This window comes from Bartonella grahamii subsp. shimonis (assembly GCF_036327415.1).
GTDB classification, from domain to species: Bacteria; Pseudomonadota; Alphaproteobacteria; order Rhizobiales; family Rhizobiaceae; genus Bartonella; species Bartonella shimonis.
The window spans coordinates 2,023,915-2,049,029 of sequence record NZ_CP123961.1; the positions used below are offsets into that span (position 1 = coordinate 2,023,915).

General features: G+C 41.1%; 24 protein-coding genes, 2 tRNA genes and 4 pseudogenes. 8 read left to right on the forward strand and 22 right to left on the reverse strand.

What is annotated here, in order from left to right; all coding sequences use genetic code 11:
* Positions 1 to 16 precede the first annotated feature (16 nt).
* The 4 genes from QHG57_RS08780 to QHG57_RS08795 all read left to right on the forward strand — a co-directional run bounded on the left by QHG57_RS08780 (position 17) and on the right by QHG57_RS08795 (position 2,808).
* Positions 17 to 973 carry an ABC transporter permease gene (locus tag QHG57_RS08780; RefSeq protein ID WP_330167982.1) on the forward strand — a complete coding sequence of 319 codons (957 nt, stop codon included), beginning with the start codon at positions 17 to 19 and terminating at the stop codon, positions 971 to 973.
* Positions 966 to 1,916 (forward strand): iron chelate uptake ABC transporter family permease subunit, encoded by a 951-nt coding sequence (locus QHG57_RS08785; protein WP_330169122.1) that lies wholly within the window; start codon positions 966 to 968, stop codon positions 1,914 to 1,916. Before QHG57_RS08780 ends, QHG57_RS08785 begins: the two co-directional genes overlap by 8 nt.
* Positions 1,913 to 2,671 (forward strand): iron ABC transporter ATP-binding protein, encoded by a 759-nt coding sequence (locus tag QHG57_RS08790; RefSeq protein WP_330169123.1) that lies wholly within the window; start codon positions 1,913 to 1,915, stop codon positions 2,669 to 2,671. Before QHG57_RS08785 ends, QHG57_RS08790 begins: the two co-directional genes overlap by 4 nt.
* 63 nt (positions 2,672 to 2,734) lie before the next feature.
* Positions 2,735 to 2,808: transfer RNA gene (locus tag QHG57_RS08795), tRNA-Gln, on the forward strand.
* A 182-nt stretch (positions 2,809 to 2,990) separates the two neighbouring features.
* On the opposite strand, the gene QHG57_RS08800 is transcribed toward QHG57_RS08795, so the two are convergent.
* The 21 genes and pseudogenes from QHG57_RS08800 to QHG57_RS08905 form a co-directional block, all read right to left on the reverse strand.
* Complete coding sequence (locus QHG57_RS08800; RefSeq protein ID WP_330169124.1) at positions 2,991 to 4,451, reverse strand: replicative DNA helicase; 1,461 nt, start codon at positions 4,449 to 4,451, stop codon at positions 2,991 to 2,993.
* Positions 4,408 to 5,431 (reverse strand): annotated as a pseudogene (locus tag QHG57_RS08805) (phage late control D family protein). The gene QHG57_RS08800 and the pseudogene QHG57_RS08805 overlap by 44 nt, the downstream one beginning before the upstream one ends.
* A complete protein-coding gene (locus QHG57_RS08810) occupies positions 5,431 to 5,685 on the reverse strand; it encodes a tail protein X (protein ID WP_330168899.1) in 255 nt (84 codons plus the stop codon). Before QHG57_RS08810 ends, QHG57_RS08805 begins: the two are co-directional and overlap by 1 nt.
* A pseudogene (locus QHG57_RS08815) lies at positions 5,682 to 6,189 on the reverse strand (phage tail protein). The gene QHG57_RS08810 and the pseudogene QHG57_RS08815 overlap by 4 nt, the downstream one beginning before the upstream one ends.
* An 81-nt stretch (positions 6,190 to 6,270) precedes the next feature.
* The gene (locus tag QHG57_RS08820; protein ID WP_330168897.1) at positions 6,271 to 6,426 is read right to left on the reverse strand and encodes a hypothetical protein; all 156 of its coding nucleotides are present in this window, start codon (positions 6,424 to 6,426) and stop codon (positions 6,271 to 6,273) included.
* Positions 6,427 to 6,589: 163 nt separating this feature from the next.
* On the reverse strand, positions 6,590 to 6,715 hold the full coding sequence (locus tag QHG57_RS08825; protein WP_330168490.1) for a hypothetical protein: 126 nt from the start codon (positions 6,713 to 6,715) through the stop codon (positions 6,590 to 6,592).
* Positions 6,716 to 6,733: 18 nt separating this feature from the next.
* Entirely contained in the window at positions 6,734 to 6,859 is a 126-nt protein-coding gene (locus tag QHG57_RS08830) for a hypothetical protein (RefSeq protein ID WP_330168490.1), read from the reverse strand.
* Between the two features lie 20 nt (positions 6,860 to 6,879).
* Positions 6,880 to 9,216: a phage tail tape measure protein gene (locus tag QHG57_RS08835; protein ID WP_330169125.1), complete on the reverse strand. Its 2,337-nt coding sequence runs from the start codon at positions 9,214 to 9,216 to the stop codon at positions 6,880 to 6,882.
* 131 nt (positions 9,217 to 9,347) lie between these two features.
* Positions 9,348 to 9,761, reverse strand: a complete 414-nt coding sequence (locus QHG57_RS08840; RefSeq protein WP_330169126.1) for a hypothetical protein — start codon at positions 9,759 to 9,761, stop codon at positions 9,348 to 9,350.
* A 41-nt stretch (positions 9,762 to 9,802) separates the two neighbouring features.
* Positions 9,803 to 10,321 carry a phage major tail tube protein gene (locus QHG57_RS08845; RefSeq protein WP_330168944.1) on the reverse strand — a complete coding sequence of 173 codons (519 nt, stop codon included), beginning with the start codon at positions 10,319 to 10,321 and terminating at the stop codon, positions 9,803 to 9,805.
* Positions 10,318 to 11,622 carry a phage tail sheath C-terminal domain-containing protein gene (locus tag QHG57_RS08850; RefSeq protein ID WP_330169581.1) on the reverse strand — a complete coding sequence of 435 codons (1,305 nt, stop codon included), beginning with the start codon at positions 11,620 to 11,622 and terminating at the stop codon, positions 10,318 to 10,320. The genes QHG57_RS08845 and QHG57_RS08850 overlap by 4 nt, the downstream gene beginning before the upstream one ends.
* Positions 11,623 to 11,805: 183 nt before the next feature.
* A complete protein-coding gene (locus QHG57_RS08855; protein WP_330169127.1) occupies positions 11,806 to 12,480 on the reverse strand; it encodes a glycine-rich domain-containing protein in 675 nt (224 codons plus the stop codon).
* A 4-nt stretch (positions 12,481 to 12,484) separates the two neighbouring features.
* Positions 12,485 to 12,694, reverse strand: coding sequence for a 4-oxalocrotonate tautomerase family protein (locus tag QHG57_RS08860; protein ID WP_330167992.1), 210 nt, complete (start codon positions 12,692 to 12,694; stop codon positions 12,485 to 12,487).
* A gap of 14 nt (positions 12,695 to 12,708) precedes the next feature.
* Positions 12,709 to 13,980 carry a hypothetical protein gene (locus QHG57_RS08865; protein ID WP_330169128.1) on the reverse strand — a complete coding sequence of 424 codons (1,272 nt, stop codon included), beginning with the start codon at positions 13,978 to 13,980 and terminating at the stop codon, positions 12,709 to 12,711.
* Between the two features lie 58 nt (positions 13,981 to 14,038).
* Positions 14,039 to 15,883, reverse strand: coding sequence for an FAD/NAD(P)-binding protein (locus tag QHG57_RS08870; protein WP_330169129.1), 1,845 nt, complete (start codon positions 15,881 to 15,883; stop codon positions 14,039 to 14,041).
* Positions 15,884 to 16,003: 120 nt separating this feature from the next.
* On the reverse strand, positions 16,004 to 17,182 hold the full coding sequence (locus QHG57_RS08875; protein WP_330167995.1) for a YbfB/YjiJ family MFS transporter: 1,179 nt from the start codon (positions 17,180 to 17,182) through the stop codon (positions 16,004 to 16,006).
* A 261-nt stretch (positions 17,183 to 17,443) separates the two neighbouring features.
* A pseudogene (locus QHG57_RS08885) lies at positions 17,444 to 18,294 on the reverse strand (baseplate assembly protein).
* Positions 18,281 to 18,685: a GPW/gp25 family protein gene (locus QHG57_RS08890; protein ID WP_330169132.1), complete on the reverse strand. Its 405-nt coding sequence runs from the start codon at positions 18,683 to 18,685 to the stop codon at positions 18,281 to 18,283. The pseudogene QHG57_RS08885 and the gene QHG57_RS08890 overlap by 14 nt, the downstream one beginning before the upstream one ends.
* Before the next feature lie 3 nt (positions 18,686 to 18,688).
* A complete protein-coding gene (locus QHG57_RS08895; protein ID WP_330169133.1) occupies positions 18,689 to 18,889 on the reverse strand; it encodes a hypothetical protein in 201 nt (66 codons plus the stop codon).
* An 11-nt stretch (positions 18,890 to 18,900) separates the two neighbouring features.
* Positions 18,901 to 19,188, reverse strand: a complete 288-nt coding sequence (locus tag QHG57_RS08900) for a hypothetical protein (RefSeq protein WP_330169134.1) — start codon at positions 19,186 to 19,188, stop codon at positions 18,901 to 18,903.
* A gap of 613 nt (positions 19,189 to 19,801) precedes the next feature.
* A complete protein-coding gene (locus tag QHG57_RS08905) occupies positions 19,802 to 20,398 on the reverse strand; it encodes a hypothetical protein (protein WP_330169135.1) in 597 nt (198 codons plus the stop codon).
* Positions 20,399 to 21,168: 770 nt separating this feature from the next.
* On the opposite strand from QHG57_RS08905, the gene QHG57_RS08910 reads away from it, so the two are divergent.
* The 4 genes and pseudogenes from QHG57_RS08910 to QHG57_RS08925 form a co-directional block, all read left to right on the forward strand.
* Positions 21,169 to 21,375, forward strand: coding sequence for a hypothetical protein (locus QHG57_RS08910; RefSeq protein WP_330168001.1), 207 nt, complete (start codon positions 21,169 to 21,171; stop codon positions 21,373 to 21,375).
* The gene (locus QHG57_RS08915) at positions 21,356 to 22,231 is read left to right on the forward strand and encodes a HesA/MoeB/ThiF family protein (RefSeq protein ID WP_330169136.1); all 876 of its coding nucleotides are present in this window, start codon (positions 21,356 to 21,358) and stop codon (positions 22,229 to 22,231) included. The genes QHG57_RS08910 and QHG57_RS08915 overlap by 20 nt, the downstream gene beginning before the upstream one ends.
* Positions 22,228 to 23,448: an MFS transporter gene (locus QHG57_RS08920; protein ID WP_330168003.1), complete on the forward strand. Its 1,221-nt coding sequence runs from the start codon at positions 22,228 to 22,230 to the stop codon at positions 23,446 to 23,448. Before QHG57_RS08915 ends, QHG57_RS08920 begins: the two co-directional genes overlap by 4 nt.
* 1,335 nt (positions 23,449 to 24,783) lie before the next feature.
* Positions 24,784 to 24,938: pseudogene (locus QHG57_RS08925) on the forward strand (tyrosine-type recombinase/integrase); the annotation flags it as partial.
* Between the two features lie 77 nt (positions 24,939 to 25,015).
* On the opposite strand, the gene QHG57_RS08930 reads toward QHG57_RS08925, so the two are convergent.
* Positions 25,016 to 25,106, reverse strand: a tRNA-Ser gene (locus QHG57_RS08930).
* Between the last annotated feature and the right edge of the window lie 9 nt (positions 25,107 to 25,115).

Sequence of the window (25,115 nt, forward strand, 5' to 3'; positions counted from 1 at the left end):
TAGAAAATGATTTAACGTGAAGAATTACTGGATAACCATAACGCTTCTCATTCTCCTGTCTATCCTCAGCATTTTTGTTGGTTATTCTGATGTCACGCCTTCTGACCTCTTTGCAGCCGATCCCCATGCGTGGCTTATTTTTTGGCAAACACGTCTTCCTCGTACCATTTCAATCCTTTTAGTAGGTGCATCGCTTGCGCTTTCAGGTATGATTATGCAACTATTGACACGCAATCGCTTTGTCGAGCCATCAACCGCTGGAACTGTTGAATCTGCTTCCCTTGGTATTCTTTTTATTATGATTTTTCTGCCCGATATTTCTGTTTTAGGAAAAACGGTCGTTGCAACACTTTTTGCCATGACAGGCACTTTACTTTTTATATTTTTATTGCGCCGCATTCCTCTAAAATCTGCTCTCATTGTACCCCTTACAGGGATTATGCTAAGCTATATTATTGGCTCTTTAACCAATGCCATTGCAGATTATGAAATGTTACTTCCCTCTCTTCAAGCTTACTTATTTGGCAGTTTTTCGATGGTTCTTGAAGGAAAATATGAGCTCTTATGGCTATCCCTTCCCCTTTGTATTCTGGCCTATTGTACTGCTGATCGCTTCACGGTTGCAAGCTTAGGAGAAGATTTAACCAATAACCTTGGATTGAATTATCGTGTTGTCATGTTTTTTGGTCTTTTTATTGTTGCATCGATAACCGCTGTTGTTGTCTGTACAATTGGTCGAATTCCTTTTGTTGGATTGATTATTCCAAATATTGTTTCAAGTTTCATGGGCGATAATATGCGCCGTACTGCTCCTTGGGTGGCCATCAGCGGTGCAGGATTGGTCTTAATTTGTGATCTTGTAGGACGAATAATTCATCCCTCTCTTGAAATTCCCATCAGCACTATGATGGGTGTAATCGGTAGTTTTATTTTTATGATACTGCTTTTACGCAGGAGAAAGCGTCTTGGATAGAAGAAGAAAAACAATATGTGTACTAACAACACTTATCATCATAGCATGTACTGTCATTAGTCTTTACATGACGTGGAATATCAATATTTATACCTGGACATTTCGTCTTACAAAACTTTCCTCTCTGCTTCTTATTGCCTATGCAATAAGTGTTTCTACGGTTTTATTTCAAACAATCGTTAATAACCGTCTTCTTACCCCTTCAATTATGGGATTTGACCAGCTTTATATTTTAATAAAAACTGTCTTGATATATTTTGTAGGTTCTCTTTCCTTACCTTTTTTGAATGAAGAAGGACAACTCATTCTTGAAGCTCTCATTCTCATTCTTTTTTCAATAAGCCTTTTTCGCTGGCTATTTTCAGGAAGCTTAAAGGGACTTCATTTGACGCTTTTAATGGGTGTTGTTTTAGGCGGCTTTTTTTTTAGTTTACGGATGTTTATGCAATTGCAATTAAATCCAGACCAAATGATGAATTTAACCGATATTATGTTTACAAATTTTAATAAATTTAATACGTCCCTCATAAGCTTTGCCACAATCATTGTCTTCATTGTGAGTCTAATTGGTTGGCGTTCACGTCATATTCTTGATATTTTGGCTTTGGGACGTGAAAATGCTCTCAATCTTGGAATTAATTACCACAAAAGTGCGACAGCTATTCTTATTTTTGTTTCCATTCTCGTATCCATTTCCACAGCGCTGGTAGGACCCGTCACCTTTTTTGGACTATTAGTTGCCAATCTTGCTTATGAATTCTCCCCTCAGGCAAAACACGGTGTCGTTGTGCCCATTGCAATACTATTAGCAATTATTTGTTTGGTTGGTGGACAATTTATTTTAGAGCAAATTCTCAATATGGCAGGACGTTTAAGCTTTATCATTGAGTTTTGTGGGGGAATTGTTTTTTTAATGTTACTGATGAAGGGAAAACTAAAATGATTGAGATCAATCATCTTTCCAAGGCTTATGGAACCCGATTGATTATCGATAATTTATCCCTTCATCTTCCCAAAGGGGGGATTATTTCTCTTATTGGCCCTAATGGTTCTGGAAAATCAACTCTTTTAATGCTGATAAGACGTCTTTTACCGCACCATAATGGTACAATTCATATCGATGGCTTTGATATTGATAAAATGCCCCACGATATCTTGGCTCAAAAGCTTTCAATTTTGCGTCAAGATAATTCTTTATCCTTCCGTTTAACCGTGTACGATTTAGTAAGTTTCGGACGCTATCCTTATTCAAAAGGCTGGTATACACATGAAGATAGACAATTTATCGACAGTGCGCTACGCTATCTCGGCTTACAAGATTTAAAAGACCGTTTTTTAGATGAGCTTTCTGGCGGTCAGCGTCAACGCGCTTTTATAGCCATGGTTATCTGCCAAGATACTGATTATCTTCTCTTAGATGAACCATTAAACAATCTGGATATGAAACATGCCGTTTCTATGATGAAGCAGTTACGCCGCACAGCTGATGAACTGAAAAAAACCATTCTTATTGTTATGCACGATATTAATTTTGCATCATCTTATTCAGATATAATTGTTGCACTGAAAAATGGGAAAGCAGCCTATTGTGGGACTCCCAAAGAAATTATGCAGCCAGAAATTCTCAAAGACATTTATGGTGTTGATATTCAAATCAAAACAATCAATGACATCCCTATCGCTCTTTATTATCGATAATCTAAAGATTTTTTGCGCTTGCCTGCATTGTAGAATCTGCTACAGATAGTAAAATTGGCTTATTGGGGAATAGTTTAATGGTAGAACAGCGGACTCTGACTCCGTCAATCTTGGTTCGAATCCAAGTTCCCCAGCCAGTGGTGTATGTAGCTTGTCGGCGGGTTTTATATATGTAGCTTGTCGGCGGGTTTTGTATATTTTGACACTAGGTTTTGTATCAATTTATTTTTTTTCAAAGAGTTTTAAAGGTGTTCTCAAAGGGTCTTCAAAGGTCTTATCTAAAGGTTATTTAAAGACCCTTTAACGCGTTTTTCTGCTCCTATTTTTCCAAATCACTAAAGCGTGTAAAATCGGATTGAAATGCAAGGGGGACGATTCCTGTCGGACCGTGGCGTTGTTTTGCTATAATAACCTCAGCTTTACCCTTGGCTTGCTCCATTGCCTCTTGCCATTTGTGATATTCAGCAGTGCCTTCTTTGGGTTCTTCATTTTTGAGATAATATTCTTCACGATAAATGAACAAAACAATGTCGGCATCTTGCTCGATTGAACCAGATTCACGTAAATCGGAGAGTTGTGGACGTTTATCGGTTCGGTTTTCAACTTGACGCGAAAGTTGTGACAGGGCAATGATGGGAATATTGAGTTCTTTTGCAAGTGCTTTTAATCCGGTGGTAATGGCTGTAATTTCTTGAACGCGATTTTCTAATGAATGCTTTGAACCGCTTGTCATGAGTTGGATATAATCAATAATCAAGACATCTAGACCATGTTGTCGTTTAAGACGCCTTGCACGGGCGGACAATTGTGCAAGGGATACACCACCCGCTTGATCAATATAAAGAGGGATTGTTTGTAAGGAACGCATTGCGTAAATGATGTTGGTAAATTGCTCTTCTGAGATATTACCACGACGCATATCAGAAGAAGAAACCTTTATTTGTTCTGAGATAATACGGGTTGCAAGCTGTTCAGATGACATTTCAAGTGAGAAGAATCCTACTATCCCCCCTTCATTTTCTTGGCTGTTATCACGCTTACAAGCATTGGCAATATTAAAAGCAATATTGGTCGCCAGGGAGGTTTTCCCCATCCCAGGGCGCCCCGCTAGGATAATCAAATCAGATGGCTGTAGCCCCCCCATTTTCTCATCCAGGGTTTTGATATGGGTAGCGATCCCAGAGAGCTGTGAGGAACGCTTTTTTGCAGCGCTTGCCATGTTAAGTGCTTTTGCAATGGCTGTATCAAAGTTTTCAAACCCACCCCCATATTTGCCTTTTTCTGCCAATTCAAATAACTGATTTTCAATCGTTTCAATTTGTTGGGAAGGTGTAAATTCGACAGGCGCATCAAAAGCTGTATTGGCAACTTCATTGCCAAGATTAATCAAAGACCGGCGGATAAAAAGATCATAAATGACGCGTCCATAATCTTCAGCGTTAATAATAGTGACTGCCTCTGTGGCTAAGCGAACAACATATTGGTATACAGTAATATCTCCAACTTTTCCTTCCATTTGGATATAGGGCTTGATTGTAATGGGGTTTGCAAGATGACCCTTTTGAATAATTTGTAAGACAATCTCAAAAATCTTTTGATGGAGCGTTTCAAAAAAATGTTCTGCTTTGAGAAAGTCTGAAACGCGATCGAGTGCATTATTATTAATCAGGATTGCTCCAAGTAATGCCTGTTCAGCTTCAATATTATGGGGAAGTTGACGAAAAGAAGAAGCAAAGTTATCTCTTGGTTTCTCTGTTTTTAGCATGTTCAATGTTCTCATTGCTTTCTTTTCCCTTGTCTGGTGCCTCTAAGGTAATTTCTGTGGTGTAACCCGCTTTGTTTTTCATAGCGGTGGGTGACGGTAGCGGCTTTCCATAGACCATTGATTTCGCCTCGAAACCCTTGCAAGAGAAGCGGTTGATCCGCCATGATTTCTGGTCGCCCCGCAAGGGTCAAAGAACCACTGCCCACAGCACGGCAAAGTCGGTCTGATTCTGATGCAGCAGCAGCTTGTGCTTCTTCCTTACAGGTGTAACAAGTGCGCAGACGACGCACGGGACCGCTAAACCCTGTCTGATGCTTGACTTGGCATTGCTGCCCTTTTGAGCGATCAAAATAAGCAGCTTCAATGGTGCCATATTGCGTGCGTGGCTCGAGGGTGAATTCCCAGTTGGAACAGTCGTATTTATGAAGTTTGAATACGGGTAAATTATCTCCGCTTAAAAACAAAAACTTATTGTCCTTGATTAAAAAACGTGCCCGCATGCGGTCAGCAAGGCGGGTTAAAAAATCAACAGCCGATTGATCTGTACGCACCACATAAGGCAAAGTTTGTTTGGTAAACTGGGGACTGACCTTTGCTTGATAGCCGTGGCGTTTGGCGAGTGTCTCGACAATCTCGCCAATGGTTTTATGGTCAAAATGTTCACTCACCTGTTCTTTGAGTTCTTTACGCATCGAGGCACTTTTGCCGCAAAGACGCAAGATCTCTCCATCACTGCCCCCTGAGCTTACAACCGATTCGATAACAAAACACCCCATAAAAGCACTGATGCTGTTCTCATAGCCAAAGATCACCTGGAGCGCACTGTTGCTTGAGGGAACCTCTAAATCATTGCCACTATCATCAAACTCTGCTTCAAATGTATCGGCTTCATTCCCGGCATGGTCTGTAATGGTTGCGATTAAAAGACGCTGGTAAAAAACCGCGTGAACAGGTTTGTCTCCCACCTTGACCACAATAAAAGGGTGTGTACGCATTAATCCCATAGCCGTGTCACCGTGCTTTGGGGATTAGACAACACAAATTCAGGTAAAAAGACTTTTAAGCCTCGCGGTAAAAGAACACCATATTTGGCAATCTCTGGATTGGCTTCCAATGTGGCTTCTAAATAGCCTTTGAGTAAACCAGCCTGCCTCCGGTCCCCTAACACAACCATAGCATGGTGAAAGCAGATGAGATCGAGACTCATGTCCTCTAGCTCTACAACAACACGCTTTGCTGGTATCTTCATGGAATTTGCCCCACTTGATATTGCCCCACTTGATATTGCCCCACTTGATATTGCCCCACTTGATATTGCCCCTCTTGGGTTTGTCCTTGTGGTTTTCCGCCATTAAAAAAGGGCAAGAGCGTAATGGAATAGCGGATGCGCTGTGAGTGACCAGAGCGACTGATATAGTCGTGGTCTTTCGTGATACTGGTGATCACCACGGGTCCATGGAGAAGGACACTATAAGGTGGTATCATTGATCCAACGAAGCATCTGGACCGGCTTTGCTCTTTTGATCGTTGTGGTGATGGCATCAATGGCTACCCGATCACCAAATTCTTCTGGAAACCAAACGCCATGAATGGTTTTGGGATCATTGCCATAGCCGGTAAATTGCAAACTGGGAGACCTGCCAAAACGCTCCATACAAACCCATGAGGCAGAAAACTCTTCTTCAAAGGATTGGAAATTCAGCCAATCCACATAAAATTGATGCGGACCTAACATCATCAAAGGATCTCTCATAAGCTCCCTCCCCTCCCATTATTGTATCCCTTCCAGCCTGTTGTCTCTTTCAAAACTTATCATTGCCTCTCTCCTACACCATTATGCCTCTCCCCTCATTGCCTTCCCCCCCTCATTCTGTTCCCCATGCAGAACATTGGCGCGTGCCCGTTGAATGGCGTAAGCAACCGTTTGACCGGCAGCAACAGGGTCACGCGCGCCATTGACATGCACCGTGACATTTTGAGTGCGATACATAAGTTTGTGTCTCCCCCCTCATTCTGTTCCCCATGCAGAACATTGGCGCGTGCCCGTTGAATGACGTGGGCAACCGTTTGATCAGTGGCAACAGGATCACGCGCACCATTGACATGCACCATGACATTTTGAGTGCGATACATAAGTTTGTGTGTCCCTCCCCTCATTCTGTTCCCCCATGCAAGGCATTGGCGCGTGCCCGTTGAATGGCGTGGGCAACCGTTTGATCAGTGGCAACAGGATCACGCGCGCCATTGACATGCACTGTGACATTTTGAGTGCGATACATAAGTTTGTGTGTCCCCCTTCATTCTGTTCCCCCATGCAAGGCATTGGCGCGTGCCCGTTGAATGGCGTGGGCAACCGTTTGATCAGTGGCAACAGGATCACGCGCACCATTGACATGCACTGTGACATTTTGAGTGCGATACATAAGTTTGTGTGTCCCTCCCCTCATTCTGTTCCCCCATGCAGGGCATTGGCGCGTGCCCGTTGAATGGCGTGGGCAACCGTTTGATCAGTGGCAACAGGATCACGGGCGCCATTGACATGCACTGTGACATTTTGAGTGTGCGTGGTGGGGGAGCGCTCTTTGCCTTTTGCTTCTGTGAAAGGGGAACTTGCATACCCCGCCCCCGCAAATTGTGCAATCGGTTGAATGGCTGTTGTGCCTCCTAAAAAACTTGGCAAAAACTCTCTTAAATTAATGGACCCAAACCACCCCTTAATGCGGCTTGGCAAAGATTTACAAAAATCTGTCAATTGTGAGATGGTGCCCATAAAACCATCGACAATCCAACTCGCTAAATCTTCCCCTGCTTGTTCCATACTTGCCTTGGCACCCTCCGAGAGCTTTTCCCGGACAAAAAAGCTTCCCAACCAGCCCCAAAAGTTGGAAAGGCTTTGCTTAACGCCCTCCCACAAACCTTCAAAGCTTTGAACAACAACGCCAAGCCCTTGTTTAAACTTTTGCCAAGTTTGAGAGAAATCAAAAGCAGCAGCAATGATATTTTTCCATTTGGTGATGGTGGTGGTATCAGCACCAAAAAAGCGCATGACAGCCTCAAAAGCACGACCAAAAGCATGTGCTATCCCCCGTGCAAAGCCTTTAACAAAAGAAGAGAAACGATCCCAATATTTCCACAAAACAAAACCAGCAGCCATGATCACCGCCACAACAGCAGCAACCGCAGCTCCTATTGGGGTAAAAATAGCCCCCGCAACAGAGGCAATAGCAGCTCCAACCACTTCGATCACTGTTCCTACCCAACCAAAGGTGCTAGCAAATACCGTCCCTGAGACAGCAATCCCCCGCAAAGCGCCCACCAACAAGGTCATGGGGCGTAAGAGTCGAAGTGAACTTGCCCCAAGACCCGCGGTAAGCAAGCCCAGAGAGCGTCCTGAAGCCAATAGCCCTCGCCAACTTGCCTTCAGCATGCGGCTAAGAGACCCAAGCTTGATAAAAGAGGCAATCAATTGCAGGATCCCAAGGCGGGTTCCGGCAAAAGTAAAACGTACAACCCGCAAAGCGATGTTAAAAGCCATCAGGGCGGCAATGGTTTTGATGATCACACCGGTTAAAACAGGGTGTTCATTTGCCCATGCCATCAGCACGTTTAAAAAACCACCAACACTTTCCATTAAACTATTCACATGGGGCAACAACACCTCACCAATGGTAATCCCCAAAGCCACGATACGGTTTTGCAAAAGTTCAAACTGCCGCATGGCGCCGGTTGCTTGTTTGTCTGCCTCTTGCTCTACAGAGCCTTTAAAGACTTGTGGGTCTTCAACATAATCTAAAGCTTGCCCTAACAGTTCGGGGTTACCCACCAATTTGGCAAAATCACCGGTAAAATCTCGTCCAGCAATGGCAATCAGCGAACGCATCCCCTGTTCGGATTTACCCAACACATTAAAAAAGCGCACCAAGGTGCCGGTGGCATCTTTATCCAAATCTTCCATAAATTTTTGGCGAGAGAGACCAATATTGGTAAAAGCCTCTTCAATATGTTTACCCCCTGCCTGTATGCGCGCACTCATCGCATTAAAACCACGCGCGGCACTCTCAGGAACAATCCCAGCGGAAATCATCGCCGTACCAAAAGCTGCCGTTTCACGGGCTGTCAGTTTAAACATGGTGGCAGCACCGGTGGCGCGATTGGTAAAGTCAGAAACTTCACTGGCTTTTGCCGCCATGTGGTTAGAGAGATGATTGATGGCATCACCTAAATCTTCAATCCCTGCCTGATTAAGCTTAAAGACATTGCGCAATTTGGCAAAACGCTCCCCAATCTGGTCCCCCGTCATATCAAAGGCGACAGCTGCTTTGGCAGCATAAACACTAAAAGCCTCGAGATCTTGTTCACCAATCCCTGCTTGGCTGGCACTAGTCATCAATTCCAAGACTTCACGCGCCGCTAGCGGAATCTTGGTGGAGGTTTCCAAAGCAAAGCGGCGCAATTCCTTTAAGCGATCAAGGGGGGCATCCAGAACCTTTTCCAAGCCTTTCATTGATTGATCAAATTGCATGGCTTTATAGAGCGGCGCTATTAAGGTTGCTGTTTGCGCAATGGCACCCACCATGCGTCCACGGGCATGAATATAAGCATTTTGCGCTTTTTCTGTGGATTCTTTCAAGTGCTCAGGGTCAAACCAATTTTTAAAGTGCTGCCTTGTCTTGTTTTGGAAATGCGCAATATCGAGGCTAAAGGCTGCAAGATCGCGCTTGGCAGAAGCTATCCCCTCTTGCAGATGATTCACAAAACGCACAACAAGGGAAACATCCATGATCGCATCTTATCCTAACATTTGGCTTTCATATTCTTGGGCTTTCAAGCGCACTAATTCTTCGCGATAGGCAATCACATCCAGCCAATCCATCTGGTTAATTTCTGAAGGCGCCCAGTGATAATAAAGGGCTAGCTCTGCTCCAAATTGTCCGGCAGAGAGGATTGGCGTTGCGTAAAAAAAGCAAAAAAAGCCTTAAACACAGCCATAATGTCAACAACATCAAGACGATTAATCAGTTCAACCGTTTCATGGGACATATCGGCTAAAAGTACAGCTATTCCTTCCATGGCTTCATGAGTCAATAAAGCCTCACAAAGCTTGGCAATGAGAATATCATTGCTGAAAGGTATTTTATCTTCTTCTACAGCGGGCAAAAGTAACTTTGTCAGCTGTGGTCCAATCAACACGGCTAATTGGCGTGCTTGCTTGAAGTTTGGGCGATAAAAGGTCAGTTTCTTGCAGAGAGTTTCTTTGCCATCCTTGTCTTGATAAACAAGGGGAACCTGCAATTCCACCTCAACACTTGTTTGTAAACTTGTCATGATCAATTCCTATAAATGAGAGCCACATCAATAATGAAAGCTTATAAATTGAGAATAGAGCGGCGCCGCCCGCCGATATCTTGTCCATTGCGCACCAGCCAGCCGCCCCGTTTAAAGGAAAAGCGATGCAAAACAGAACCATCCCAAAATTCCGTATAGTCCCAAACATTTTTGATCTCGCAATCATAGCCCGTGGCTTTTCCAGCCGTTAAGCCTTCACTATCCACTTTGACCAAACGCCCTGTAACATCAATGGAATGTTCATGCTCGCGCCCGTCTTCTTCAGAGATCACATGTTTTTTGCCAGTGAATTTATGACGAAGACCAGGGGGGCCACCAAAGATGCCGATAATTTCGGGGGTGTGGCTGCGGATTTTCATTTGTAAACTCAAAGCTTTCACACCAAGACCAGCAACATCAATTTGCATATCAGAACCGCCTGGTTGATAGGTTTCTGTGATTTCCTCCAACGTGGGCAGTTTCAATGTCTCAAGATCAAGGTGAAGATTGACATCATCATCAACAATCAGGGTAAAACCGCGTACAATTCTTAACGTCATACATCACTCCTTGCTGCCTTGCGATAAGTTTCAAGCGTATCGCCAAATTGATAAGTCATTTTCTTTTGGATATCTTGCGCCAGACGGTCAAAATAAGCACCATTGCGCCGGCTCCCGAAACTCAAATCTTCTAGAGGAGGGACTTCTTCTGCATCAAATTCCACCCGCAATTTGCCCAATTGTAAATTGCTGTTTGAATTCAAATCACGATCAAACCAAACTCGCCCCCCTAAAAGCGCACCACGGGCAATCAGATCATCAAGAAACTGCGTGAGGCTGCGGGTGATAGCAATGACATGTTGACCGGTCAGATTCTCGTCATTGGCCCAAGGGCGTAAATTGTTAATGATTGTTTTTTCCAATGCTGCACGGGTGCGCACCACATTGACAAAACGCCAGAGTGGATCACTCGAGGTGGTGTGATTGCCCCATAAAATGCGTCCATTGGCAGCCATTTGCCCCACAGAATTATTTAAATGCGCATTTTGGCTAAGGCGGGCGGGAATAAAGGTGGCAATATCAGCTTGATTGAGGCGATTTGCCTCATGATCGATTTCGCCATCAAAATAGCTAATGGGACGCGCTGTGCCTAAAATGCCATGCACATCTTGGTTGGAGGGAGACCAAAAAACACCGCCCCTTTGCTTATCACGTTTGATAAACATGGCGGCTGCAAAAGGACTTGCTGGTTTAATACTAACACCCCCATCACCATTTGCCACCCGTACAAAAGGGTCAATCAAATAACAAAAGCGTGAGGAAAAATCTGCACGATAGGCAAGGCTTTCTTCCGTGTTTTTACCACCCGTATCAAACACCGCAATGGCTTGTAGCTTTTCTGCCACTTGTTCCAAGGCATCCGCCACGGGGTTTTTACCATTATCAAGGCGCCCTGCACTATAAGCTGGTGCTAACAAAATCCCAGGTTCCACCCCTAAATGCCCTCTAGCATGCGATAAGGCATGCACACCAGTCAAAGCCGTATTGGACCCCACCATCTCAGTTTGTGTCTCAGCAATGGTTGATTTTTCTTCCACCCGCACAAGGATAATTTGTGCTTCAATCCCCTGCGCGCGCACAGCATTGATAACATCAAGAGCCGTGCCTCTTACCCCAAGCTTTTGGATTTTCTCCACCTCATGCGTAAAGAGAAGAACAGGCTCGTTGAGGGGAAAAACTTGGTTGTCAGCATCAGGGGCTGTAACAACCGCCCCAATGGCGGTTTGATCAAATGTTGCTAAAGGACGGGAATCCTCACCAGCCTCTACAATGCGAATACCATGATTAAATTCTATTGCCATTTTGCTCTCCAAATCAATGGAGAGACAATAACAAGCATCACCATGCTCCATAAGCCTGACACTGTCAGTCAAAAAAAGCCCTTTAAAAGAGCTTTGAAAGAGCGATAAAAAGACTTTAAAAACATATAAAGCCTGCTTATAGAACAGCTATCCATTTGACTTGCGCTCTCTTTGGTTTTGTATTCATTCTTTCCATAATCTTATAAAAACAGCACCATCAGCCCCAGCACCACTTGAACAATCAGTCCCATGAGAACCTGCTCCACCACCCCCAAAGCCACGCCCCGCTTTTCCTGAACTATATGAGCCTTGTCCCGTTCCTCCAGAGCCCCCCCTTGATGTATCACCCCCATTACCGCTTGTCTTCTCAACCATTCCTTTCGTTCCAGCACAACCATTTCCGCCTTTGGCAATTCCTGGATATTTGTCTGTTGCTAAACCAAAATTTCCTCCCACTCCTCCAGCACCACCAGAGCCTGAATAGAAGGAAGTCGTACTCCCAGTAATCGAGTGAGAGATACGGGCGTCAGCTCCCCCACCACCATGTCCTCCTGTAGCAGTAATAAAATTCTTGCCAACGGTTGTTGTTCCTCCAGAATTACCTTCTACATAGCGTTTTGCAACAGCAGCTCCTCCTTTTCCAATTGTGATATCTTGATGCCCGTTTAAACTGGCTTTATAGCCATACCACACGGAACAACCACCGCCACCACCTCCTCCTCCCAAATATGGCGTATCCGATCCACCACCACTACCCCCACCACCCCAGGCTGTAATTTCGACTTTGGTTTTATCCGTTACCCAGTCGGGCCATTCAATTTTCCCATCATGTGTATAGAGCAATATTGTCAAATACACAGAGTTATTCTTTATTTTGATCTTTCCTTAATTCTGTAATGGGAACACCATTAATACCCCAATTGTCTGTCTCCACTTCATCAATCACTACAACCGTCGTTTTCGGATTTTTATTCAGAATATTAACTAATAATTGAGTTGCCCCTTCTATTAGTTGCCGTTTCTGTTCAGAGGTAACCCCTTCATTAGTAATTTTAATGTTTATGTAAGGCATAAGATCTCCATAATTTACAAATATTGAATAAAAAAGCTCAAATAAATGAACGCAAAAAGATTAAACATTAATACATAATAACTATGCATTTTAAAGCTTGTATCCACCGGTGAAATATGCAGGCTACTGGAAGCAAAAATAGCATTTATTGATACAGGAGAAAGGAGTTGAGCTGCAATAAAGAAGCAAATCCAAACCAAATAATCCGTAACCCCATAAATTATCGATGCCCCTAGTAAGGGAAATGTCAAACTAAATAGTACCATAGGGTGAATTCCTACTACACTGAAAATTGGCAATACGAAGAGAATACAGGCATAGCGCTGCCAAACAGAGAGTGATGCCAATGAGTCACTAAACGTCACCGGCAACAAAGGAATAAGCAAATCACACGTAGATATTAGCAGACTACAACCTAGCAACAATATAATTTCACTGGATATACCGCGTATCACTGCCACCAAAGGAGTCAAAAAATCAACACTGCGTGAACTCACACGCTCAATGACATATAGAATGCTCGCCGTCAATGCAATGCTTTCTAGTGCATTCAACCTGACAACTGTCAACGCAACGATAAATGTTAGCCAGAAAAATATCAAAAAAATCCAAATTCTTACTCTCTCTCCTTCTTTATTCGCTCTCCTCTCATCGCAAATAATCGGGTTAGCTAGCGGTACAACAGGAGAAAGGCACAACAACAACAGACTGAATAGGAAAAGTGGTATCCCCAAAGCAGCGGATGTGAATATTGGTGTTCTAGGCATAGCAGCGAAAACTGTTGCTGCACCGATGCTGGTCGGCATCAGTACCATTGTGATGCTCATCATTCGCATCACAATAGCGGCCAAATGGCGAGAGGGAAAAACACTTTGCTTCAAGGCATCAATCATCAGGGGGATAACCCCCAAACTCATCGGCCAAGCTAGAAACGCAGTCAGTATCGCTATAGACAGAGTAAGCGAACCCTTTCCATAGCGCATCAACCGTTCAGAGAGAAATTCTGAAATACGCCATATATTCATCACATGGCGCAACAATCCCATGGCGAGTAATAACCAAAAGACATCAGTAAAACGCACAAGCACAGTGCTAACATCAGGCAAGTGCCAACGCCATATCAGTACTAAAGTACAAGCCAACAGGATGAACACACCACTGCGTGCATTACCCTTCAACCACCAGTATGGTATCGTCAAAAGCAAATAACCGAAAACAGTCACTCCACCCAATGGAATAAGAAACCAAGTTCTTATTGAGATAGATATAAGAAAAATGAATAGCATCAGCATCGCCATTATAGCGGATACAGAGGACATGCGTATCAGGAAGCTTTTTACATCATCAATGTACATTAATTGTTGAATCTTTGACTGAGTGGCAATTAAGAAGCTGCTCGTACATGTCAATGACACAGCGCCCTGCATCCCGCAGTGCACGCGAATTAACTAAAGGTCTAGGCAAAATATATGTATAAAAATTGGGACCTTCTACTGGATTCCCTACCACCCATAATGTATTTTGTACTTGTCCTTTAGTGTCTATAGGATGCTGCCGACGGTCAATATCAATACCTCCAGGATGATATCCTTGGTTGATAAATGGCCGGATGATACCCTGAGCAGCTAAATTTTGGATAAAAGGAGACGCATCACGCAACGGAGAAAAACTATCAATCTTGGCCTTGATCAGCACATCTCCATCAACTGAACTGTTTTCATCTTGGAAAACAGACTGAATTTCGAAACGGCTGGTACTAGCATTGAGAACAAGTTTAGGTGAAGGTCCGCCAGCCAAAGTCACGATACCAGCCTCCATCAGTGCCTTCAACTCTTGGTTTCGCTGCATCGGTGGGCCAACAGAAATACGGTTGAAGTTTGGATTGAAATATTCAATAAAGTACTTGTGAGATGAAGACGTTAACCCACAAAAATCAATTGCTGCACGTAAGATATCACGGACATCTCGTAGCACATCTGTAGCAGCTTTTACTGGACCATCAACATTACCTGCAGCGGAAGAATGAAGATCGTCCCTCAAATGCTCCATGAAGAATCTTGTATAATCATTCAAAGAGGCGAATATTTTATTTCGATGGGGATACAGCAACGCTTGAATACACTGCTCGTCTTTGGAAGTAACGACATAGGATTCAGGGTCTAGCCAATGCCCCAGCTGCGTACTTCGATAGACATAACACATTTCTTTAAGCAACAGAGGTAAAAGCTGCGTTTCGAAATCCAGCTTCGGAGAACCGTTAGCAATGCTGGATTGCTTACGCAGATGATGTATTGCATCGAGAGTAAGGAATGATGGTATGTATTGCCCACTACCACCCTTTTGATTAATCCCGCGACTACTAAAAGGCAATGTTTGACGGGAGAATAGAGCTATCGCAGGTTCTTTGCCGCTTGGCATGTAGTGTAATTGTCCAGCTTTTTCAGTAAAAGTCCCACCGCGACCGTAAGTCAATTGCGACAAGACATCATAGCTAGTTAATCCAATTCCCTGCACCAGCACACGAGACTGAGATTGTATAGAGTCCAACTTTTCAATTGGATAAGGATTCGAATAATAGTTCAAAAGCGCGTTTTTCATTTGATGACCAACCACAAACTGTTGCAGATTTTCATCATGCGATGAATATATATTCTTACCATGACCCGTGGTAATATAAACAAAATCTACACTGTAACGATAGCCATCTTCCAAAAGAACATCCGTTTTATTATCTTGGTGGATATGGAGATTGATAACTTTTTGTCGGATCTCCTTAATACGAATACCGGAAGGTAAATCTTGCGTGAGCTCTTGGTAAGCCCAAGACAGATATTCCCCTAACAAACGACGTGATAAATAATCATTTTCTTTGATTTCTCTCCCAACATTATGCTCTGTACGAGAAAAAACACCATTAATATTCCGATAACCTTGTTGAATAGCCCATTGATAGAAATTCGGCCCCTTACGAATAGGCCCTACACCCTTAACTGTATCATCACCAAATAAAGTAATCTGGCAAGCGACAGTATTAACCAATAAATGATCTGGCTGATGCACACTATGGGTACCGGTTCCCATCTCATTGGGATCAATCAATAAAATATCAATGTTCCCAGAAAATGAATAATGGGAATAAAGTGTGAGCAAGCGTTCAAGAATACTGATCCCACGAGGACCAACGCCCAAAATAGCGACTGTAGAGTGAAGTATTTTGTAATCTCCCCTATTAGAATAATTTGACTTTCACAAAATGTTTCAAAAAGAACTTAATAAATTCTTTCAACTTTTTTAGTGAAGATTGCGGGTTTACGAAACGCCAACGATCTTTTTACAAAGACAATATTGACAGATTCCAGCAGCAGCAAAAAGCGCTACAGCACCACAAATAACGGAAAGCGCAATGGCATGTGAACCAAACTGTAAAAAACTCGTCAAGAGAGGTCCTAATATTTGGCCAAAACCGTAAGTTAAAGTAGCCAACCCGAGCAGATTTATGCCATACGGCGCATATAAACGCTTAGCTAACGGCATAACTAAAGAAGTCGTCCCCATAAAAGTAAATCCAAACCCTATGCAACTGAGAACTATCAGTACAAGAGACTGGCTGAATAATGTCAGTAATACGCATCCTCCTTGGATAAGCAAATTGAGCATCAGACAACGTAATACCCCCCACCGATGGGCTCCCCATAACCAAATGAAACAACTAGGAACAATGGCTATTCCGACAAACGACCATAAGTGGTTAGCGAGTAGTGGAAAATTAAATGTTTTCGCCATCAGAGGAAGATATGTCGCAACAATAATATAACCGAACCCAGCGAGCCCATAAATCAGAGCGAGTTCCCACCAAACGATATTTTCGTGTGCTAATGACTCATTACCAGCAAATTGAGACGTATCAACACGACGTGGAAATAAAATAAACAACAAGAGCAACAATACAACAGATATAAAACCAGCTCCAAACCAAATATTTTTCGCGTTCAGCGATTTACTCAAACCAATAATAACATACTCATTCCCCAGTAGAATACCAACTCCCACCCCTGCATAAAGCGAAGCAATAACCCACACCTTGTGACTATGCTGCATAACCGTAATAGAACCAAAAATCATCATTGCCGCACTCGCGATACCGGCAGCAAAGCGGATAAAGAAGACCAAGTAAAAGTTTGTTGTTAACGCCATGGCAAAAATAAGTGCACTCGTCACTATAGCAGCACCAAATAGCATGTAGGGAGCACGGGATATATTCCCAACTCTGCAAAACGAAAAAAACATACTCCCAACTAAATAACCGCCATAATTAGCACTAGCTATATAAGAAAGTTGCTTAAAGGTAAACAATCCTTCATCCAACATAACCGGAAATACCGGCGTATAGAAAAATCGCCCAATCCCCATCCCCAAAATCATAATAATCATACCGAATACAGCTATTCCCAAATAACTCAAATCTTGACGATTATTTTTTCCCCCCATTACTCTTAATCCCTTAACTGATAATTCGCTCGTCCGCATTCTATCTCATCAATAACAGCACTTATCTCAGAGAATAAAAGCCAATCTAGCCGTTTGTTTAAGTAGCCAGAGCAACATATTTAACAATTATTGTCAACATTACCGCATCCGTTATATGCATTTCATCGTTTTACGCTCTGCTCCATGTATGCTCTTCTCCCTACAAAGCTTCTTTTTCAGAAAAATAATGGCTGAAATTAAGCAGCAATAACAACGAGGACATCAATAAGCACGCCCCTCTTCAGACAAAACAATCTCCCCTAGTGCGACCGCTTCATCCGGTGCGACCAAAATATCCTCACAAGGTTGCGTTATGTTCACATGGTGGACACCCTCAACCATCAGGCGGCTTAGTATCCAACTTAAAGAGAGATCACGCCCAAGCCTTTGCGCACGCGCCCATTCTGCTCTTAAATTCTGCTCCGCTCTTTCCAAAACAAAGGAGCCTTCATCCGGTAACAACCAAAAATCAGCAGAAATATCGATCATCTCACAAAAATGTGGTCATTGGTCATTTTAACATGGGGGGCATCAAGGGCTGCTTGAACCTTTGCAATTAAAGCCTCATCAGCCACCCCTGAAGGGGCGTCACTAAAAAGCGCAACATGAATAAGCGGGCTTTTGCCTAAACGATAAACAAAAGCATCTTTGACATGGATATCACTTGAGAGAGCAAAATATTGATACCGTGGTGCCGTGCCCCCTGTGGAATGTCCTTGTCTATTCAAGCGAATGCGGCGGCGCAAACGCGCATCATCCTCATCCAAAAGGCGCGTGACCCCATGAAAATCCCCCAAATGATCTAAACTTGTTCCACGCGCAAATGTGAGTAAATTATCCCGTGCCACCTCATTCATCCGCTGGCGCAATAGCAACTCTTCATAAGCGGCCGCTTGCAATTGAATGACCACCGGATCATAAGCGGTCTTTTCCACATTATAAGGAATATGATGCGCCGCAAAAAGCTCAGTCAAACGCGTGATCTTTTGCTCTAAAATGGCTTCAACAGAAAGCTCTTCAATAATTTGTGGGAGAGGTAGTTGTGGGAGAGGTAAAGGTTCAAACTCTGTCATCACCAACCTCTAAATTGATGCGCATTGGCTCTTTGTGTGACCAATCCCCCAAATGCCCATCGGGATAAAAAACACCCGTTAAAACAAAATGGCCCGTTAAAACAAAATGGAATGTGCCTTTACGTGTTGCTTTTGTCAGATCAATCCTCTGCAACGAAAACCCAGGCTCTCCACACTCTGGATCATCGAGCGCTTGCACGATTTCTTGATAAAGCTGCATCATCGTCGCAGGATCCGCATTAGCATCTTGGTAAGCCCCAACATCGCACCCATAATGACGACGCAAAACCCGTGTCCCAATCCTTGTCGTCAGACATTTACGCAGTGACTGTTGGCAATGCGCAAAGCCATATAAGAGAGAGCCATCCTTTTCGCTCATCCCGCACCGCATGCTTTAAGCCCCTTTGCTTGTCTTTGTGGAAGAAACCGTCGGGGGCGCAGAAACAACAGGGGCTGGTTTTTCAGCAATCTGACCAAGGAGAAGCGGATATTTAGCTGCTTCCTCACTTAAACAAATTTCTTCACCTTTGCCCGGTGAACGCTTGCCGGCAACAAAGTCTGCATTGGTTAAAATAACATAACTGTTCTCACGCATGATAAACTCCTTTAAAGAGGACGAGAGGTTGTGGAGGGACCCATTTTGACCCCACCGTGTTTGTGGTTTGCACCAACAGATTTTTGATTGTGCTGTAAATCTTCTGCTTGAATGTGCACACTGCCCGTTAATGCAACACGGGTTGCTTGATGTGAAAGCACCAAACCTTGGCTACTCAAATGAATTTGGTTTTCCCCATGGGAGAGAATGAGTTCACCCTTCGTGATACGCAAAGCGCCATAAGAGCCGTCACTCTTCTTTCCTTTTTTGTGCTGTAAGAGCTTTATCTCGTTGCTCAAGCGTGTCTTCTAATTGCTGAATTATTTTTTCAATTTCTTCATCAATCGTATGTGTAAAATTCAGATAATCGGAAAAGCTATCGAAAAACATATAAGAGTAAGGCTCTCGAACTCTCTATTGGACCAACCCAATATCCGGATAACAGGGACTACAGCTATACTTATAATAAATTACGCAGAATATTATTTTAAATCCTTTAATGAAAGCTCCATAGCTTCTTTAAATGCTAAAGTTGCAGATTCTTTGTTAAACACTGAAGAGACTCCCGAAACCTTATTATTTTGTTTTTGAATAACCTCATCCCGTAGGGATATTTCTTTATATTGTCATATTAGACTTATTTCCTTCTTTCATTTTCGTTGCGTTACCAAATTTTTGTGCTTGACGACTTTCCCATCTGTCTCTTTCGGCTTTTTCACAATTCCTGTTACACAAAAAACCCTGTTACACAAAAAAACCCTGTTACACAAAAAAACAAAGAGTCCCTATAATGACTGTAACGGATATAATGAGTATTATTGCAAATCCCATCGTTCATTCCTTTTTTAATGCAACTCGTTGAAACGCCTCATGCATTTTTCTCTATTGCATCAATGAACAATTTTCCGTTTCTTATCGAAATACTTTTCTCAAACTTTGAAGCCTGTTATTTAAATTATCAACTTCGTGATCGAGCCTTTTAATCTCTTGATTTAATTTATCAATATGTTCATTATGTTTAGAAATCACTTCTAAATAATGTAATGATTGAGACTGATCCCTAAGCTTATTTGCTTCATTTAGTTCTCGAAAAGCCTCTGTTCTTTTCTCAACATGTTCAAATAAAGTAAAAACCTTCTCGAGCCGCTCAAAAATTGCAGCATTCCGCTTTTGCGTTGTCTCATATGTATAAGTAAGTTGCTTGTTATTTGGCATATTTTTCAACAATGCAAAATAGAATGCCTGCTGTTCAAAAGCTATTCTCTTCAAGTCCTCTACCGCCACTCCCAATATTTTCATTGTATCGTTCCATCCTCTCTCCGCATTTTCTTTTTCAAACTTTGCTGAATCCAATTTCTGAACCGCATCATCACGTTCCTTAACGACTTGGGAACAAAATAATTTATCCATACCCGTACCAGTATAGCCATGCGAAGTAGATAAAAGATATGTTAGCAAAAATATGATAAGCAATAAGCCTTCTTTCGACAGAACTTTTTTTGTAAACATTTTTTATTTTCTCGTATGCAATAAATTAAAATAAACAATTAAATTCGTATTGAAAAATTAATAATGAAATTTATTAAATCTATTTAGAATAATCTACGATAAAAATAAAAAGGGATAAATTGTACACAAATTAAACACTCAACAAACAGAATAAAGCTATAAAAACTAATTTATTCAATAAAATAGTCGTAGATTTTTCTATCTAGCTTTATATCTCTATAGGAGCAATTTAATCACTTTATAGGTGATTTTAAAATATTTTAATAGGATATTATAATTTCTTCAAAAATAATATTTTGATTAATAAATATATTAACAATTATGAAATGTTAAGTATACAAAATGGATAACCACAATCAATGTAGTGATCGACTACTTTATAATATAGATTTATTTGTTTTATCCATAGCAGCAATAAAAAAGTTTGTTTTTTACATAAATTCAAATTTATTCATTTTTTATATTATATTTTATGCTATTACTTTTAAGTTAATAAAGATCATAGAGTTTTAAACTGATAAGATGCGTTCTTTTCTCAATGTACATTCATCAATATTTGATGTAGGAATATTACTTTACATCATAAAAGTGCATTTACAATAATAATATTTTTATATAGGATCATCCTCCCATGTAAGTGGTGAATAATGAAAACATAAATAAAGGGGGGATCATGGATCATTCAGAATGTAATTAATGACTAAAAAATTCTTCCCCCTAGAAAATAATTCTAGGGAAAAGTTGGTTTGATCTATAAGTGGGGAGGAAAAATGAAACAACAATATATTTTAGGAAAATACACACGTGTTGTTGTTCGTGAAGAGGATGCTATTTTTGGTGCGGGCTCAAAGCAGTTTATTATCAATGATAAAAAATTTTGGGAGCACTTAGTGCTTATTGCAGCACAATGGATCAAAAAAAACTGTCGATCAAGTTTACAATTCACTATCGTCGATCATGTTAAAAGAAAATTTTGACCGTGCGTTTGATTTTCTTGTTTCTAACCATTTTCTTGTCCAAGCTGAAACATCAAACAATATTCTCAATAATCGATATTCCAGAAGTCATCTCCATTATCAAAGCTATGGTATGCATCCAACCTCCGTTCAACATACTCTTTTGCAAAAAAGTGTCGTCATTTTAGGGTGTGGTGGGATTGGTAATCATGTATCAGCAATGCTTGCACCCTCTGGCGTTGGAAAATTGACTCTTGTTGACAATGATGTGATCGAGATGACCAACCTTACCAGACAAATTCTTTTTACTGAAGAAGATATCGGTCTTCCGAAAACAACAGTTCTTAAACGTGAGCTGATGCAGAGAAACAGCCAAATTGAAGTTCATGAATTACAAATGTTGATTACTGAAAAAGAGGATATCAACAAATTACCCAAAGCTGATTTATGGATTATTTCTGCTGATTCACCTGTTCAATTAGCCCTATGGATCAATGAATGGTGTGTAAAAAATAAACAAGCCTATATAAATTCCGGTTATGTTAATGATATAGCTGTCTTTGGTCCATTTTACATACCTGGTAAAACTGGTTGTTACGCATGTAGCTCGTCTATAGGCAATCTTCCGGCAAGAAGTAATCATCTTATTTATGAAGCTTGTGTTATGATGAATAATAACTTCAAAGTTGCTACATTTCCTCCTGTTAATGCTCTTTCAGCTGCCATGTGTGCTAATGATGCTCTTAAATTTTTGGGTGGTTATGGAAGCCTTCTTTCCACTGATCGCCGTGTGGGGATGTGGAGCAGCCAACTTTTCACAGAAAAGCGTTCTCTAAAGAAAAATCCTCACTGTAAGGTTTGTGGAACAACACAATGAACAGACCACGCACCCTTGCTCTCACCTATGGATCCTATAATGCTGTACGCATGCTGATCGGCGTTTACCATGCTATTTTTTTAATGTCCATGGGAGTTAGTCTGGCGCAATTAGCTCTGCTTCAGGTTGTCTTTTCCACCACCATCCTGCTGCTTGATTTTCCCTGCGCTGTTTTATCCGACAAATATCGACGTAAATATTCCGTTATGGCTGGGGTCTTTATGACAGGAGTATTTTATCTTCTATGCCTTCAAGCTCCCAATATGACAGCACTTATTATTGCGCAAATTCTCTATGCAGCAGGCATTTGCATCATTGTCAGCGCCATTGACGGATGGATTTACCATTCTCTAGGCGATAAACAGGATCACTTTTCGCATTATGCTCATCTCTACCACCAAGTTAACTCTTTCGGAAGTATTCTCAGTGGGATTATAGGCATTGGAACGATCTATTACTCTGGACAATATTTTATGGGATATATCATCTCATGCCTCATGATGGGATTTATTTTTTTGATATTCCTTATTGTTCCGGAAGAAAAGAAAACGACAATTGAAACATCCAAAACAAAAACAATCTTGCACAATGCCAAGGAAACGCTCTGGATCTTTCAAAACACAGTAGGAGGAGCATGGTTTATTTTCCTCATGTGCCTTTTTAGCGCTGGTATTCAGATTATTTATCATTTCTGGCAACCGATAATACTTTCAGGGGGGAAAATTAATCACCTCAACGGTTCGCAAATGCTCGTTTTGATGTGCTGCCATATTGGAGCCTTTTCAGCACAATATTTTTCAAATTTACTGATGTCTAAGTATCATGTTCTTGATAAAAAATATAAGAATTCTATAAAATATTTTTCCTTCTTTTCTGCGCTGATGTGTATAGCGCTCTATTTTTCAGTTCATAGCCATCAAACTGCTGCATCAGTCATCGCCTTCTCTTTAATCCATGGATTTATTTGCACTGTACCGATAGGGGCAAAAAGCTTATTTTTCTCAGAACTTAACCAAAAACAAACGCAGCATATCTCCGGTGTTGTTGGTGCTGTATCTTTTAGCGGAAGAATATTTTCAATTACAGTATTGAGTATTATTTCTTTTCTTCCTGCAAAAGTTTCTCCATCTTACTACCTAATATTACCGACAATTACTTTTTTCATATGTGGTTTGGTTGTCATGAGATGGATGAAACACTCTCACAAGTCTCTATGAGAGAAAAATTTTTTAAATTATCACCTACAATGTTTTCTTCTAAAAGAGATCTATACTTTTTTGAAAGCATTGCCACATCCAACTTTCAACATACAATGTAACTATAAACAATAATTTGATTTATAATGATAATATAGCAAACTCGAATATCGTAAGATTCTTTCTTTTCAAATCTATTTTTGTGGTTGAAACAATCAAAATCATTTGCTTGCACGTCATAAGTGGAGAAAGCCGTATGACTAAAAATAATTTAGAAAGGAAAAATGCCTTTTATGAACTCCTATAAGAAAAGTCTATCACAACATGGAAGCAGGTGTATCATATGCCTCTTTACATCTTCATAAGTATACAAATGGTGTGGCTCTATAAGGCTTTATATAATTCTAAAGAAACTTTTGCGTTTTATACCATTTACGAAGTGCCGTCGCAAAATGAGCTTATACACATTGAAATATATCTCTTTAAAACAAGTGCATAAATTGGCAACACAAGTATATTTGTGTTTAGGACATTCTTTTTATATGAGAGGCATAATCCCAACAGGACAAACAAAAGCGTAAGACACGTAATCTTCATTATTAAAAAAACACTACCATAGAGATTTATGAAAGTTATAAAACTGAATTAATAAAATGATAATAAAAATGAGAACTCATTTTCACCTTTTTCGCTTTTATATTTTTTCAAAATTAAACAATCCTTCCGTTTTTAGAAATGACTCCCTAGCAAACATATACAATATTTTCTTCCCTATTTGATATATAAAAGCTGATATAACCGATAAAGCAATAAACCATCTTAAATTTTTATCTCAAATATGCTGCTGCATGAGGAATAGGTGTTGATTGACAAGCAAAAGCAAAAGCTTAGCAAAACAACGTCATAAAATAATAAATATGCCATCAAACGATTGGAAAGATATAGGGAGATCAAAAACACTTTGTGGAACAAAATCCGTAACATATCTAGCTTTACGGCCGCTTATTCTTACAAACGTGCGTGCTGCTCCCTCTATCCATAAAAATAAATAAGCAATCTTTAGCTACAAAATATGCAATGTCAATGTAATACTCCAACAGAGCTTCGCTTTCCTTTATCAACAAAAGCATGAGAAATTTTGAAACAAACCATCTTTCTCGCGAGATTTTTTTCCACAACTGATCATATTTTCTTTAATATAAATTGGCATAGCGATTTACATGAAACATATTGCGCTTAAAACATCCCCCATTGGTTTTTCTTTAGTTTACGCCATTAGAAAAAAAGTTTTTGTAACTTGTTTCATGAAACATAAAATTAAAAATCCCACAAGAATTAAGAAAATGATCAACCATACGCGCTGCTAACGCAGGTATAACAATTTTGCAAATAAATTTAGATGGACAGAATATAAAATAGCACCACTCCATACCAAAACAGCCGATAGAAAACGCTTAGCAATAGAAGCAATCAAAAAACCTCAAAAATTGGGATTAGCAGAAAAGCAATGAGCACAAATCACTGGAAACAAAATTTCTACACACAATCAACTGCTTTTATAACAATAAATGCCGGATATAACAATAAATGGCGGAGAGGAAGAGATTCGAACTCTCGAGAGCCTTTTGAGCCCTACTCCCTTAGCAGGGGAGCGCCTTCGACCACTCGGCCACCTCTCCAACAGAGAG

Bases quoted from the DNA above. Each gene is read 5' to 3' on its own strand.
- QHG57_RS08850 (WP_330169581.1), bottom strand. From the start codon at position 11,622: ATGGCAATAGAATTTAATCATGGTATTCGCATTGTAGAGGCTGGTGAG.
- QHG57_RS08865 (WP_330169128.1), bottom strand. From the start codon at position 13,980: ATGCTATTCATTTTTCTTATATCTATCTCAATAAGAACTTGGTTTCTT.
- QHG57_RS08860 (WP_330167992.1), bottom strand. From the start codon at position 12,694: ATGCCTTACATAAACATTAAAATTACTAATGAAGGGGTTACCTCTGAA.
- QHG57_RS08920 (WP_330168003.1), top strand. From the start codon at position 22,228: ATGAACAGACCACGCACCCTTGCTCTCACCTATGGATCCTATAATGCT.
- QHG57_RS08905 (WP_330169135.1), bottom strand. From the start codon at position 20,398: ATGTTTACAAAAAAAGTTCTGTCGAAAGAAGGCTTATTGCTTATCATA.
- QHG57_RS08830 (WP_330168490.1), bottom strand. From the start codon at position 6,859: ATGTATCGCACTCAAAATGTCACAGTGCATGTCAATGGTGCGCGTGAT.
- QHG57_RS08840 (WP_330169126.1), bottom strand. From the start codon at position 9,761: ATGACAAGTTTACAAACAAGTGTTGAGGTGGAATTGCAGGTTCCCCTT.
- QHG57_RS08810 (WP_330168899.1), bottom strand. From the start codon at position 5,685: ATGAAGATACCAGCAAAGCGTGTTGTTGTAGAGCTAGAGGACATGAGT.
- QHG57_RS08820 (WP_330168897.1), bottom strand. From the start codon at position 6,426: ATGTATCGCACTCAAAATGTCACGGTGCATGTCAATGGCGCGCGTGAC.
- QHG57_RS08845 (WP_330168944.1), bottom strand. From the start codon at position 10,321: ATGACGTTAAGAATTGTACGCGGTTTTACCCTGATTGTTGATGATGAT.
- QHG57_RS08790 (WP_330169123.1), top strand. From the start codon at position 1,913: ATGATTGAGATCAATCATCTTTCCAAGGCTTATGGAACCCGATTGATT.
- QHG57_RS08890 (WP_330169132.1), bottom strand. From the start codon at position 18,685: ATGCGGTGCGGGATGAGCGAAAAGGATGGCTCTCTCTTATATGGCTTT.
- QHG57_RS08895 (WP_330169133.1), bottom strand. From the start codon at position 18,889: ATGCGTGAGAACAGTTATGTTATTTTAACCAATGCAGACTTTGTTGCC.
- QHG57_RS08910 (WP_330168001.1), top strand. From the start codon at position 21,169: ATGAAACAACAATATATTTTAGGAAAATACACACGTGTTGTTGTTCGT.
- QHG57_RS08825 (WP_330168490.1), bottom strand. From the start codon at position 6,715: ATGTATCGCACTCAAAATGTCACAGTGCATGTCAATGGCGCGCGTGAT.
- QHG57_RS08800 (WP_330169124.1), bottom strand. From the start codon at position 4,451: ATGAGAACATTGAACATGCTAAAAACAGAGAAACCAAGAGATAACTTT.
- QHG57_RS08915 (WP_330169136.1), top strand. From the start codon at position 21,356: ATGTTAAAAGAAAATTTTGACCGTGCGTTTGATTTTCTTGTTTCTAAC.
- QHG57_RS08875 (WP_330167995.1), bottom strand. From the start codon at position 17,182: ATGGGGGGAAAAAATAATCGTCAAGATTTGAGTTATTTGGGAATAGCT.
- QHG57_RS08835 (WP_330169125.1), bottom strand. From the start codon at position 9,216: ATGGATGTTTCCCTTGTTGTGCGTTTTGTGAATCATCTGCAAGAGGGG.